We start from the raw sequence: 13,918 nt of genomic DNA on the forward strand, positions 1-13,918 counted from the left end.
CATTTAAAACAGCACGGAATAAGAGATGCTGAAATAACAATACTTCATGTTAATTTACCTAAGTTAGATACAATATAGTCTGTATATCCCCGCAATATATGTAAATTTGTTGACCTCCCTGCGTAGATGCGCTATGAATTTAGCTGGGCTAGATATTATTTAGTTCCAAGCAAGTTGAAGCCTAATTATAGAATCATAAATTAATGATCCAGGGAGAAATACATGTATACACATAAATTGAGCAAAGCCGTGCGCTTGGCTATTGCTTTGGGGGCTACGGCGACAGCAGTTTCAGTTCCAGCTGTTGCTGTAGAAGTAGAGCAGTCGGCTGACGTTGAACGCATTCAAGTCACCGGTTCGCGTATTCGTCGTACTGATATGGAAACTTCAAGTCCAATTCAGATTACTTCATCCGAAGAAATTAAGCTGTCCGGCTTTACACGTGTTGAAGACTTGATGAATAGCTTGCCGCAAATAGAAGCAGCTCAAACTGCATTTATTGCGAATGGTGCCAGCGGTACAGCGACACTTGATTTGCGGGGCCTGGGCGCAACCCGTACATTGGTTCTGGTCAATGGCCGCCGGCTGCAGCCTGGTGGCCTTAGTACCCAATCTGCCGATATTAACCAAATACCAGCTGCTTTAGTTGAGCGTGTTGAAGTTCTAACTGGTGGAGGCTCTGCCACCTATGGTGCAGATGCCGTTGCTGGCGTTGTCAACTTTGTTATGAAGGATGATTTCGAGGGTATTGAGATTGTCGCTGGTGCTTCTGGCTACCAACATAAAAACCGGAACAAATACCTTCAGGGATTAATGGATAATGCCGGGTTTGAGTATCCCACCGGCAGCACAGGCATCGATGGTCGCACCTACAACATTGATTTAACTATGGGTGGCGGTTTCGATGGCGGCAGAGGTCATGCGACTGTCTATGCAACCTGGCGTAAAGTAGAAGAACTGCGGCAAGGTGCCCGAGACTATTCGTCTTGTGCCTTTAATAATGCAGGTACTGCCTGTGGTGGCTCAGCCACATCGCCAATCCCTAACTTCTTTATTTCGCCCTATCGCGAGTTAACAGAGGGCGCAGGCCCGGAACCAGACTACGACCATGAAGTATTCTGGATGCAAACTGCAAACGGCTTCGCTCCGTATGCTGACAATTTGTATAACTACGCTCCGATCAACCACTTTATGCGGCCAGATGAGCGCTATACATTAGGAGCTTTCATTAATTATGAGCTAAGTGATCGCTTCCGTCCTTACGCTGAAGTGAGTTACATGCATAACCGTACTACAGCACAGATTGCGGAGTCTGGTACTTTCTTCCGCGGCTTTGCGTTTGACATCACAAGCCCTGCCTTTACCGAAGCACAACGTGAGCAATTAGCAGCGGAGTTTGGTCCTGATGTCACTCAGGTATGGGCTGAAATTGGTAAACGCAACTCGGAAGGTGGACCTCGGCAAGATATCCTGGAACACAGCTCTTACCGCTTAGTGATAGGTACTGAGGGTGCTCTGAACGACAACTGGATGTATGATATATCCTTGCAGTATGGCTCAACCTCATCCAGCTCAGTGTACATGAACGACTACTACACGCCGAAATTCGCTGATGCACTAGGCGCAATAGGTTCAAATTGTACTGGCAGCTGTATCCCAGACTACCTTGTTTTCCAGCCGGGCGGTGTTACCCCTGAATCGGCAGCTTTATTGGGCGGCACAGGTATTCGTGCAGGGATAACGACGCAAACAATTGTGAATGGCTTTGTGACAGGCGACTTAGGTGTAACAGTGCCAAGCCACTCTTATCCTATCGCTGCAGTTCTTGGTTTCGAAAATCGGGAAGTTAGTTTCGAGAACAACTCGGATGAAGTATTTGCTCAAGGTCAACTTGCTGGCCAGGGCGGCCCGATCCCCAGCCTGAAAGGTAGTTACAATGTAAAAGAAATCTTTGGTGAGTTGAGTATCCCATTGCTGGAAGATATGCCTGCAGTACGTGATTTAACTCTGGATTTAGGTGCCCGCTATTCGCACTACAATACCTCAGGTGGAGAAAGCACCTACAAAGTGGGTATTGATTGGACACCTGTTGATAACTGGAAAGTTCGTGCCAGTTACAACAGAGCAGTACGAGCGCCAAATGTTTCAGAGTTGTTTGAGTCTACCAGCATTGGTCTATGGAGCGGTGCTGATCCATGTGCAGGTACCTCACCAACCCTGAGCCAGGAGCAATGTGCATTAACTGGTATGGATGCTAGCCAATATGGGAACGCTGGCACAGAAAGCCCTGCATCGCAATACAATGGTTTGTTTGGTGGCAACGTCAACCTGAAACCTGAGATCGCCGATACCTATACCTTTGGTATAGTAGCCAATCCGATTGAGGGCTTTAACTTCAGCATTGACTACTTTGATATTGTTATCGACGAAGTGATTGGCTCAGTGAATCCTGAGTTGCAAATAACACAGTGTGCCCTGACAGGCATTGCAGCCTTCTGTGATAACATTGTTCGGGACAATACTGGCGGCCTTTGGCGTGGAGACGCAGGCTATGTGATTGCCCCAGACATCAATTTAGCAAGCCGTCATTGGCGTGGTATTGATGTTAGCTCTAACTACCAAACAGATTTGTTGGGTGGTACCTTTACCGCTAAGTTGATTGGTAGCTATAGTCTCAAGAAAGAGTATGAGCCACTGCCAGGCCTTGATTCAGCCATCTATGACTGTTCAGGTAAAATCAGCACGGCATGTTTCCCTCAGCCAAAATGGCGTCATACAATGACCTTGTCATACAGCACAGGTGATTTCTGGACTGCACAGGCAAAATGGCGTTACTTCGGGGGCGTTGACTATGTGGGCTCCGTTGATCAGATCATTGGTAGCGGCATTGCCTCACAAAGCTACTTTGATGTAAATGCAACCTTTGAATTAACTGATTATGCAGCTTTACTCATCGGTATGAATAATATCTTTGATAAAGAGCCACCAATGGTAGGTGCTACACTTGCACAGAATGCAAACACTGTTGCGGGTTACTACGATACATTGGGTCGTTATCTGCATGCGAGCATCACGTTGCGCTTTTAATGATTTAATCAGTCACTAAGCGAAAAGCAGTGAGGTAACTCACTGCTTTTTTTATTTCTTTCAACCAAGCCAACAGATAAAACAGTCTGCGACCAACATCATATGGGTGCAATATCACATGGTAGCGTTATCCTTGGCTTATCTGCGCAAAGCGGGTTTGTGCCATGCCAGTAATAGCTTGGAAATATAATGCTCATTCCCTGCTCAGGGCAGACTGTCTTGATAATGGACTCTTTATCGCCCAGAGCTAAACAAGACTCTCCAAATTTAAGCCAACCAGATTTTGCTGGGTCCTCACGGCAGATTGCCGGCGGCACCTCAAGGTAAGTGCAAACAGATAACCAGCCGGCAGGATGTATATGATTGCTATGGTAACCATCACGTAAAAGCTGTACAGACCAGCTACCACTAAAGTTGAATTTTCCAGTATTTCTTCGCAGCAGAGGGTGGCGCTTGTCTTGAGGCAAACGATCCAGGTAACATTGAATCGCATTTCTTAATGCGTTTTGATACTGAGTTATCACTGGGTGCTGAGATGAAAATAATCGACCTACCGTTTGAGTTCCATTTCGAACACTTTGATCAATCGGCTGGTTTTTGGCATTGTGCAGCCCCGAAATAAGCAGCTTTAGCTCGTCCATAAAGTCGGTTAGTGTTGCGTAGCCAGCAGGAGTCTCAAGCTGCAAAGGCCGGACAAACTGTTCGGTATTGTACAACCAATCATACTGTTCATTCCCAAGTAATCGCCAGCACAAGGCCTGATAAGCAATTATTTCCTGATTATCTGGCGCAGCTTTCTGAGCTAAATCAAGCAAGCTTAACGCTCGCTTGTACTGCTCCATCCGTATATAAATAGCGGCTTCATCAATCAGGTAACGGGTATGGGATGGCCTTTTCTTTCTTGCTAACTTGAGTTTAGCTAAAGCTTGCTCATAAGCTCCTTGCGCTGTTGATACTAAGCTTTGAAAATAAAGAATGTCTGGCTGCTGCTGATTCGATTTTTCTAAATCAGACAAGATCTGTTCTGCTGCAGCTAGATGCTTACTGGAGATTAGATGCTCAACCTCGGCCAGCCATAACCGGAGAGGATTAGACACTTGGGCTCTGGCTTGAGCAAAGGATACTAAAAACTTACGCTCATCACCATTTTCCCACAATAGCTTATTCAGTGCTTTATGTGCATCCAGAAAATCGGGGGCCAGGCTGATAGCGCCATTTAATGCCGTTTCCGCTTCATGGTACTGCTGCAGATCAAAATAAATACAACCAATCAGGTAATGGATCTCTGCAGACTTTGGAAACTGCTCCCTTAAATTTTTCAGTAAAGCCAGAGCCTCCTTTGGTTCACTTAACTCTCGTAATAACTGCGCATGCTGCAAACGCAACTGATAATTCGAACTGTCTATCCGAAGCCCGGCCATGCAATAAGCCAACGCATCTTCATACTGATAGACTTTTTCAGAGTAGGTAATAAGCAGGCTATAGAATCTGGCCTGTTCAGCACCCAGGGTCAATTGTTTGCTTAAAAGGAGAATGGCGTGCTTGTACCTGTGCTGCGATCCGAGCAGAACTGCGTAGTTAAACGCAGTATCATGATTGCGAGGCTCGAATGATAGTGCTTTTTTGTACATGGACTCCGCCAAATCATCACGGTTTGTCCCCGCAAGAAAGTTGGCGTAGTTGCCCAGAAAGTAGCTATTATTGGGGGAACACTGCAGACTTTTCCGGAAATATACATCTGCTTTAGCAGGTGATGCATGCTTTAAACCAAGTGCACAAAGCTGCAAAGCCTCGGCATGACTGGCGTCTTGCTTTAAAATCGCCTGGCATAATTTAACCGCTTCCGCTTCAGCATTTTGCTGCAGCAAGTATCGCGCTTTGTTCAGCATGGATGAGATTGAGTTGTGCATCGTTTACTCATAACAACTGGAGTTAGTAGGCTTGTTGAATTTAACATAAGATAGCTAACAAGCAAAACCAAGGGTTTATTACCAGTACATGTAAACTAGTTTTGTCGTGTACAGAATGCAAAAAAACAGCATCATGAAGCATGATGCTGTTTTTGAAGTTTACATTTCAAACACTGTCAAAGCTTGTGTTAGAAACGTTGCTCGTAACGCACGTACCAGAAGCGACCAATATCAAAACCACCGTAATACGAGTAGTTAGAGTTTGGCCGTGAGAACATAATAGGCCCTTGCTTCTCAAACACGTTGTTCGCACCTACAGAGATACGACCATCCCAAGGCACATTGTAGCTGAACTGAATATCATGGAACGTGGTTGAACCATTTTTATGGTAAGGAGTTACCGTATTGTTGGTCCAATCAGCGCTGAAATCAGGGATATTACATCTATCCGCTGTAAAGGTACAACGCTCTTTCATGGAAGAGAAATAACGTACGTTCCAGTTTGCGCTGAAATCACCCAGGCTCCAGTTGATGCCTAGCGTTGAACGAACCCGGAAAGTAGAGCCATAACCTACAGATGGTGTCAGTCTGGCTTCTGGGTCATTCGTTGATTTGCTCAAGTATTTGTTAACATAGGTTGTATTCCACTTGGTGCTAAATACACCAAATGAAGTCTCGTGGCGATAATTCAAACCCACATCATAACCGTCTGTTTTGGTAAAACCTGCGTTACGCAGACCAAAGGTCAGATCAGTGACGATAAAGGTGCTAGGATCGCGCTTGAACATGGCACAACGAGCTTCTTCCAAACCGACATAACAATCGTCCAAAATTTGGTTTGCACTATCAGTAACCATTGTATCTTCAATGGTAATGCTCCACCAATCTACGATGACATTCAGGTTTTCAAGGAACTCTGGGCTGTATACAATCCCAACGGTCTTAGTTTTTGAAGTCTCAGGCTGCAGCAACGGGTTAGAACCACTGTTAAATGGTACCGGAGTCTGTGCAGACGGGCCTTCTGTAGGAACAAAACCTTGCTGTAACTGACGGAAGTCTGCTGGTACATCCTGCAAACAGCGATTACTGCCGCGTGCAACACCATACACAGAATCACAAGGATCGATAAAACCAGTTACAAAAGACTGCGAGCCGCCGCCATACAAGTTACTGATGGTTGGAGCGCGGAAGCCTTCCGACCAGGTGGCACGAACCAGCAAAGAATCTACCGGGCGCCACTTGATACCAACTTTGCTATTGGTGGTATCACCAAAAGTGCTGTAATCAGAGTAACGGGTTGCCAGGCTAACGCTTAGCTCTTTGGCTCCATCCATATCAGCAAGAATTGGAACATTTAACTCTGCATAAAACTCTTTTAAATCATACTCACCACCAGTGGCACCAGCAGCCAGGGTAGAGGTCATACCAGCTTGCGCCATCGCATCTGGCACAAATAAGCCATCCTCTTTGCGGTACTCACCACCGACGGCAAATGTCAAATCGCCCGCAGGTAAAGTGTGCAATACACCACTGATGTTAGCAAAATAAATTTTGGTGGTTGTTTCACCGCGTGCATGCGTTGTAGGGAATAAGAAATCTCGTACAGCTGGATCATCCAGTGAATTGGCTACAGTTCCAGCGCCATGACCGGCTAATGGGTTCCAAGGCACACATTGCGATGCAGGAATTGGGTCATCGGCAGTACCACATTGCACAATACCCTGTGCATTCAAGAATGATGGGCCTGTCGCAGCTACAACATTCGGGATCTGGTAGTCGCCAAAGCCAGTTTGCAGAATTTTACTCTGAGAGTATACACCACCGATATCCCAGTCAAAATAACGATGACCAATATCGAAGGAACCTTCTAGCGCAGCAGTAAAGCGCAGGGTGTTCTGATCACTGGTGCTAACCCGTGGCACTTCCCAGCCACGACGATCAAAACGTACATCCTCGCCAACAGGATTAAAATAGCTGTCAGCATCCAGGAACCAGCCACTGACGTTACCAAAGCTTGAAGTAGACTGCAGTGGGTAGCCTGCAATCTGACGCGTGGCACGACGCTCACTGTAGCCAAGATCGCTGGTAAAACGGATATCGTCTTTGATGTTGTAATTGGTGCTGATATAGATTGAACGCGCACTCAAAGGACCAGCAAGATGCATTTGGTCGTTAGGGTTACTGGCACCGTTGGCAAAGGTTTGCTCTTCAAAATCATCTGGGAAAGATGCCGCCTCACCTGGCCGTGATGCGATCCACCACTTATCGTCATAACGGAAGCGGCCATAAGCACCAACCAGGGTAAGGTTATTGTTTATATCATAACCAGGGAAACCTTGCGACGAGAATGGACGGTCTTTTGCCCAAACCTGCTTCTCATCACGCCACTCTGCACCAAGAATGATTGAGCCACGATTGGTTGCAATACCAGTGACCATGCTGACATTCTTTTTAGCACCGTCGCCCTCGTCATATTCACCGCCATAAAACGAAAGCTCTAAGCCTTCAAAATCTTTACGGGTAATAATGTTGATAACACCGGCCATTGCATCAGAGCCATACAGCGTTGAGGCACCGTCTTTCAAAACATCCACCCGCTCAACCATTGACATAGGGATGGCAGAAAGATCCTGCAGGCCATTGGTAGTAATACCAAGACGTTTGCCGTTCACCAAAACCAGGGTACGGTTTGTACCTAAGTTCCGCAAGTTGGCATAGTTACCACCTGCAGCTTCACCTGCGCTCAACGGCTGAGCACGGCTGATAGGCGGTGAGCCAGCTGTAGACATGTTTTGCAGGATATCAATGACAGAGGTGAAACCTTGATTTGCAATGTCTAAACGGCTAATTGTGAATACAGGTTGCGAAGTCTCGATATCAGTAGAGCGAATACGAGAACCAGTTACATTGATACGCTCTACATTTGCAGAAGCCTCTTCAGCAAGCTGATCTTGCTGTGCGATGGCACTTCCGGCAAACACAGAAGCCGCACCAAAAGCAATAGCTAAGCGCACAGCCTTGCTTAATTTGTTATTTGTATACATGTATTTCTCCCTGGACCACTATGAGTAGTGATTCTATTTTTCACATTGACCAGATCTTTAATCGGCGTCTGGCACTCCGCAAAAATCGGAACAACCCGATCTAAGGCTCATTGATGATAAACGTAATTTTTCAGCAGGGTCAACTCCTTTTACGGAACTTTCGCCACGAAATGAACTCAAGCCACTTAAAAAAAGCGTTTTGACTTGCTATAGCTGGCTTTGAGGCCATACCGCCTGCCAATAAAACCCAAAACAGTAACAAAGCAAAACATAAAGAAAACAAATAAGGCACACACCGAGTTATTACCAAGCTCACTCGTAAACAATTATGTACATGCAGCGCAGCTGTATAAGACTATTTTTTAGAATACAGATTGAACTTAGCCAAAAATACCATAGTGCACATAAGACATATGCGTTAAAATCGAAAAACTGTATTTTTATCCAGCCATCACATGCTTTCACGCGATCTACAACAACAAATACGCTCTATTCAGCAGCAAATTCGTGCTTCATTATCCAATTACCGTGTGCGGCCTGGCCAAAACCAGCTGATAGCCGAAATCGCCCATACCATAGCCGGTAGCTACCATCGTCACCATCGCATTGCTCTGGTAGAGGCGGGCACTGGAACAGGCAAATCATTGGCTTACTTACTGGCCTGTATTCCCTACGCGTTGTCACACACTAAAACCTTAGTCATAGCCACCGCCACGGTGGCACTGCAAGAGCAACTGGTGCAAAAAGACTTGCCATTCTTTCAACAACACGCTGGCCTTGATTTTGAGTTTTGTTTGGTGAAAGGACGACAGCGTTATGCCTGCATTGAACGTTTGCAAGAAATGCTGCAACAACCTGAACTATTCCCGGATTCAAGCAATCAGCAGCAGGCTTTAGCCAGTAAACTGCTCACAGCCTGGCAAGAAAGGCGCTGGCTTGGCGACATTGACAGTTTGCCTTTTGCTGTACCAGATGAGCTCTGGCAGCACATTCAGGCCGATCCCTACCATTGCCATCGCGGCAGCCGCCATCATCAGCATTGCCCTTTTCACCTGGCCCGGGCTGAAATCAGTGACAGCCAGGTACTGGTAACCAATCAGGCGTTTTTATTGGCCGATTTAGAAGCCGGCTCAGCGCAGTTGCCAACTCCAGAAGACTGTATTTATGTGATTGATGAAGGCCATCATCTGGTCGATAGCGCCCGCAGTTTTTTGTCTGCCAGCGCGCCTTTGTTGCAACAAGAGGTATGGCTGGAGAAAGCTTTGAAATTTAGCCAGCGCATGCAAAGTAATTTGCCCGAATCAGCACTCAAAACTGCCATTAAGTTGCAGGAGCTGATAGATGACTATCGCCGCGATTACCAGCCAGTCAAGCAGCAACTTCCTGCTTTTACCACAAGCTGGTTCAAGGACAACTCACAGTTCCGCTTTGTTGACGCCGCCTTGCCCCTGCTGTTAAGCCAGCAGGCCGAGTCGCTGGCAAAATCAAGCCAGCAGGTGGTCAATCAACTGGAGCAACTGCACCAAAAAGTACGGGATGCCATTTTGGAGCAGCAACTGCCCGCCCGTTCGATTAGCAGTACCCTGCAGGAATTGTCATTTTTCGATCAAAAGTTTAGCCAGCAACAAGCGCTGTGGCGGCTCTGGTCCGAGTCACAGCAGTCTGGAGTGTATCAGGCCCGCTGGGTGGAACAAACAGAACAACAGCATCAACTGCTTGGCTGCGCCAGCCCATTGCGGGTGCAGGCACAACTGGAACGTCTGTTGTTCCGACCAGCTTTTGCATGCATCCTTTGCTCGGCTACCCTAACGGCACTGAATTCATTTAGCTATCCGCTGCGTGAACTGGGGCTGGACCAAATGGAAGCTGTGCGTACGCTGCAGGTAAGTTCACCTTTTGCCTATGCAGAGCAAGGCAGTATTCTACTGCCTAAAATGCAGCATGAGCCAACGGCTAATGGCTTTACGGATGAGCTATGCCAGGTGTTACCGGATTATTTGCCCAAAGGCCAGGCCAGTTTGGTGCTCTTTGCCTCCTACTGGCAAATGAATCAGGTAGCAACAGTGTTGCGACAGCAAGGCTACAACATACTGGTGCAAGGAGAAGTCGCCAGGCAAAAATTGCTGGAGCAACATGCGCAGCAGGTACAGCAGCAAAAAACCAGCATCTTGTTTGGTACTCAGAGCTTTGCTGAAGGGCTCAATTTACCGGGTGACTTGCTCACCAATCTGGTGATCACCAAGCTGCCTTTTGCGGTGCCAACCTCGCCGCTGGAGGAAGCCATGAGTGAAGCCATCAGTAAACAAGGGGGCAATCCATTTTTGCAATTGACGGTACCTGCAACGGCAAAGAAACTGGTGCAGGCTTGTGGTAGACTACTTCGTCAGGAGCAAGACAGCGGCCAGATTGTTATTCTGGACCGCCGCCTGGTAACCAAGACCTATGGTAAAGCAATGCTCGATGCGCTGCCGCCATTTAAACGCAACATTCACTATTAAGGCCTGCCGATTTGTTCGCTGAATTTGCTATCGACCCCAGTGTGCTTGTTATCCTTTGCACTGTTGCCTTTGTGGCCGGTTTTATCGATGCGATTGCCGGTGGTGGTGGTTTACTCACCATACCTGCACTCTTGACCGCAGGGTTGCCGCCTCACCTGGCGCTTGGCACCAATAAGCTGGCTGCGACTTTTGGCTCCTTCACTGCCTCCGTGACCTATTATCGTAAACGCTTGTTTGATCCTGTGTTCTGGCGCCGTAGTTTGCTCTATACCGCTATCGGTGCCGTATTGGGTACCTTGCTGGTCGATCAGCTCAGTAGTGAGTCACTGGAAAAGTTTTTGCCGGTGGTGATTTTGCTGGCAGCTATCTACACCCTGTTTAACCGTATTGTACCGGATGACCAACTGGAGTTGCCCAGGCAAAACCGTCGCTTGTTTTGGCAACAACGCAGCCAGGGGTTGGCGCTTGGTTTTTATGATGGGGTTGCAGGCCCCGGTACCGGTGCTTTCTGGATGGTTTCTACCATGGCGTTGTACCGTATCAACCTATTGCTTACCTGCGGTGTGGCTCGTACCATGAACTTCATTAGTAATGGTGTTTCTCTGGCGGTATTCCTGTTACTGGGCCATGTATTTATCCTGCTAGGCCTGGCGATGGGGCTTTGCCTGATGGCAGGTGCCTGGCTTGGTGCTCATTCAGCCATTCGTTTTGGCAGTCGCTTTATCCGCCCGGTATTTATCAGCGTGGTAGTGGCAATTGCCCTTCGACTGGCCTGGCAGGCCTGGAGTTAGTATGTCTGCCCTTACTGAGTTAAAACAACGTTTAACGCAACTTCGCCAACAAGCCAAAATACTGGATCAGGTACCTATAGCCGGCAAACCTCAGGACTGGTTTCAAACCGATTTGTTCAGTTGCCACTCTCCCTACCTCACCGATTATGTGGATGAAGCCATGCAGCAGCTGCATCGGTTGCAACTATGCAGCAGTGGCCAACAAGCAGCAAGCTCCGAGCAGCAACAACGGCTGGCCGAGCGTATTGCGGCACAGTGCAACGCTTTAACGCGTGCTTTTGCCAACAGTGACACCCGCAAAAACTTTAAAGTGACTAAGCGCAAAGTACAAAAAGTGGTGCAGCAATTAACCCAATCCAGCCGTGATCTCTACCATCAACTAAGCCAGTACAAAGAGTACGAGCAACGACTGGAAGATATGCTACGCCTTGCTCAGCAGCAGAATAAAGATGTACAACAGCAACTGGCAGTCCAGGCCCGGCTCGGCCGTTGCCGCCGCGCTATTAGTGAAGTAGAGCAACAAATCCAATTTCAGGAGCAGCACAAGCGCTGATATGACACTACCTCTGGTTTATCACCCCAGCTATAGTGCTTTAATGCTGCCAGAGCGGCATCGCTACCCTATTGGGAAATACCATGCACTGCAGCAACAACTGCTTGCACTTGGTGTACCAGCCAGCCAATTTCAGCAACCAAAGCCATTGCAACAACATGAGCTTGAACTGGCCCACTGTCCACATTACATAGATGCGCTCTGCTCGGGTCAGTTGGATGGCAAAGCAATGCGCCGTATTGGCTTTCCCTGGTCAAAACAGCTTATCGCCCGCTCCCTGGCTTCGATTGCCGGCACCCGACTCTGCGCCGAACTAGCCTTGCAGCATGGACTTGCACTGCATTTAAGTGGCGGTTATCACCATGCCTTTTATGATCAAGGCTCTGGTTTTTGTTTATTCAATGATCTGGTCTTTGCTGCTAAATCGATGCAACAACAAGGGGTAAAGCGTCTGCTGATTTTTGATCTTGATGTACACCAAGGCGACGGAACAGCAAGGATGCTGGCTGATAATCCGGATATCATCACTTGCTCAGTGCACTGCGACAAAAATTTCCCTTACTATAAACAACAATCAGACTGGGATCTGTCGCTACCTGCCACTATTAGCGAGCAAGACTACCTCACAGAAGTGGAGCAAGCACTCAGTTGCCTGCTAAACTGGTATCAGCCAGAGCTGGTACTCTATGATGCCGGAGTCGATTGCCATCAACAGGATGAGCTGGGGCACCTGCAACTGAGTACGGCAGCTTTATTACAGCGCGATCGCTTGGTGTTACAAAGCTGCCGTCAGCACCAAATACCAGTGGCAGCTGTGATTGGCGGTGGCTATCAACGTGATCTTGCAGCCCTAACTCAGCTTCACCTGCAACTGTTCAAAGCCGCTTTAGAGCTTGAGAATAATCTAATCGCCAGCAAAATAAAAACCTAAACGCTTTTTAAGCTCTACCGGTAAAGCTGGTAATGCTGTTTTTGGCAGTAAAAAAGTGGCCATGTGAAACAAGTCAGTGAAAATTCGATTTTTTTCGGTAGTCCGCTTCAGATAATCATGACCGGAAGAACCACCAGTGCCAATCTTAGTACCAAGCATCCGTTGTACCATCATGGCATGCTTGTAGCGCCAGATCGTCAGGTTTTCATCGATTTCTGTCAGGCAAGTTAACAACTGGAATGGCAGGTTAAACACCGGCTCTTCCTGATACAAGCTGATAAATAGCGCCGACAACATTGCACGCTGACTCAGCCGGAAGGCTCCCTGCTGCTGTAACTGCAGATACTCTGCTTCATTCAGCAAGGCCGCAAATTTTTGCCGGGTTTTGTTGATTTCGGCCAATTGCAAAGCCCGCTCCTGGTCGGCCAACTGCTCAATGCCTAACACAATGGCTTCATCGCTATCCAACATGGCTTGAGTCGCCTGCTGGTACAATTGCCAGAAACTAAAGTCACCAAACTCCAGAAACGGCATACGTTCCAACCACTTTTCGATCAACTCGAACAAGCTGGGCTGATGCTCTAATGCCTGCAGAAAACTCCGATCTTTCTCGTTCAGACGGGTGTAAAATGAGTTTTTATCAAAATCAATTCGGTAATCGCTTTTTAAGCCAAGACCTATTTCCAACATTTTAAACTGCACACTCTGAAAACCAGAAGCAGGTACCAGGTAATCACGAAACGACATAAAGTCTTGCGGCGTCATGGTTTCCATCACTGCAATTTGCTGGTTTAGCAATTGTTGAATACTAATCACCCGCTTTAACTTATGCACTATGCCGGTCAATTGCTCATCTTTGACTTCCTCGGCGGCGAACACAGCCAACACTGCTTTCAACTCATGCAAAATTTGCTTGAACCAAAGTTCATAGACTTGATGCACGATGATAAATAGGGTCTCGTCGTGCGCTTCAGCATGGTAATTGGCACTTTCCGGCGCTTGAGCATTCAGGATGCTATCCAGCTGCAGATAGTCGCCGTAATAGCAAGGCTTTTGATTTTTTTGCATATTTCTTTGCTCATACTGATAAAGTAGCGCCATTGT

Annotated in this window: 8 protein-coding genes; 5 read left to right on the plus strand and 3 right to left on the minus strand. The window is 47.4% G+C overall.

The features are described 5' to 3' along the window. Window positions 1–222: 222 nt before the first annotated feature. Window positions 223–3,087 carry a TonB-dependent receptor gene (locus ABC502_RS02125; protein WP_330087904.1) on the plus strand — a complete coding sequence of 955 codons (2,865 nt, stop codon included), beginning with the start codon at window positions 223–225 and terminating at the stop codon, window positions 3,085–3,087. A gap of 98 nt (window positions 3,088–3,185) precedes the next feature. Here ABC502_RS02125 and ABC502_RS02130 read toward each other — a convergent pair whose 3' ends face one another. Both ABC502_RS02130 and ABC502_RS02135 read right to left on the minus strand, forming a co-directional pair. Beyond that, on the minus strand, window positions 3,186–4,955 hold the full coding sequence (locus ABC502_RS02130; protein WP_345914745.1) for a tetratricopeptide repeat protein: 1,770 nt from the start codon (window positions 4,953–4,955) through the stop codon (window positions 3,186–3,188). 230 nt (window positions 4,956–5,185) lie between these two features. Beyond that, window positions 5,186–8,041 carry a TonB-dependent receptor gene (locus ABC502_RS02135; protein ID WP_345914746.1) on the minus strand — a complete coding sequence of 952 codons (2,856 nt, stop codon included), beginning with the start codon at window positions 8,039–8,041 and terminating at the stop codon, window positions 5,186–5,188. A gap of 455 nt (window positions 8,042–8,496) precedes the next feature. Between ABC502_RS02135 and dinG the strand changes: the two genes are divergently transcribed. The 4 genes from dinG to ABC502_RS02155 are packed head-to-tail and all read left to right on the plus strand — an operon-like array spanning window position 8,497 to window position 12,814. Then, window positions 8,497–10,539, plus strand: coding sequence for an ATP-dependent DNA helicase DinG (gene dinG, locus ABC502_RS02140; protein ID WP_345914747.1), 2,043 nt, complete (start codon window positions 8,497–8,499; stop codon window positions 10,537–10,539). 11 nt (window positions 10,540–10,550) lie between these two features. Next, entirely contained in the window at window positions 10,551–11,330 is a 780-nt protein-coding gene (locus tag ABC502_RS02145) for a TSUP family transporter (protein WP_345914748.1), read from the plus strand. A gap of 1 nt (window position 11,331) precedes the next feature. Continuing rightward, window positions 11,332–11,883, plus strand: coding sequence for a primosomal replication protein PriC (gene priC, locus ABC502_RS02150; protein WP_345914749.1), 552 nt, complete (start codon window positions 11,332–11,334; stop codon window positions 11,881–11,883). 1 nt (window position 11,884) lies between these two features. Then, window positions 11,885–12,814 carry a histone deacetylase gene (locus tag ABC502_RS02155; protein WP_345914750.1) on the plus strand — a complete coding sequence of 310 codons (930 nt, stop codon included), beginning with the start codon at window positions 11,885–11,887 and terminating at the stop codon, window positions 12,812–12,814. On the opposite strand, the gene ABC502_RS02160 is transcribed toward ABC502_RS02155, so the two are convergent. After that, a complete protein-coding gene (locus tag ABC502_RS02160; RefSeq protein WP_330087911.1) occupies window positions 12,788–13,882 on the minus strand; it encodes a tryptophan 2,3-dioxygenase family protein in 1,095 nt (364 codons plus the stop codon). The genes ABC502_RS02155 and ABC502_RS02160 overlap by 27 nt on opposite strands. Window positions 13,883–13,918 lie beyond the last annotated feature (36 nt).

The organism is Alkalimonas sp. NCh-2 (genome assembly GCF_039631345.1).
Classification (GTDB): domain Bacteria; phylum Pseudomonadota; class Gammaproteobacteria; order Enterobacterales; family Alteromonadaceae; genus Alkalimonas; species Alkalimonas mucilaginosa.

Coding starts and splice junctions, on each gene's coding strand:
- ABC502_RS02125 (WP_330087904.1), top strand. CDS start 223: ATGTATACACATAAATTGAGCAAAGCCGTGCGCTTGGCTATTGCTTTG.
- ABC502_RS02135 (WP_345914746.1), bottom strand. CDS start 8,041: ATGTATACAAATAACAAATTAAGCAAGGCTGTGCGCTTAGCTATTGCT.
- dinG (WP_345914747.1), top strand. CDS start 8,497: ATGCTTTCACGCGATCTACAACAACAAATACGCTCTATTCAGCAGCAA.
- priC (WP_345914749.1), top strand. CDS start 11,332: ATGTCTGCCCTTACTGAGTTAAAACAACGTTTAACGCAACTTCGCCAA.
- ABC502_RS02155 (WP_345914750.1), top strand. CDS start 11,885: ATGACACTACCTCTGGTTTATCACCCCAGCTATAGTGCTTTAATGCTG.
- ABC502_RS02160 (WP_330087911.1), bottom strand. CDS start 13,882: ATGCAAAAAAATCAAAAGCCTTGCTATTACGGCGACTATCTGCAGCTG.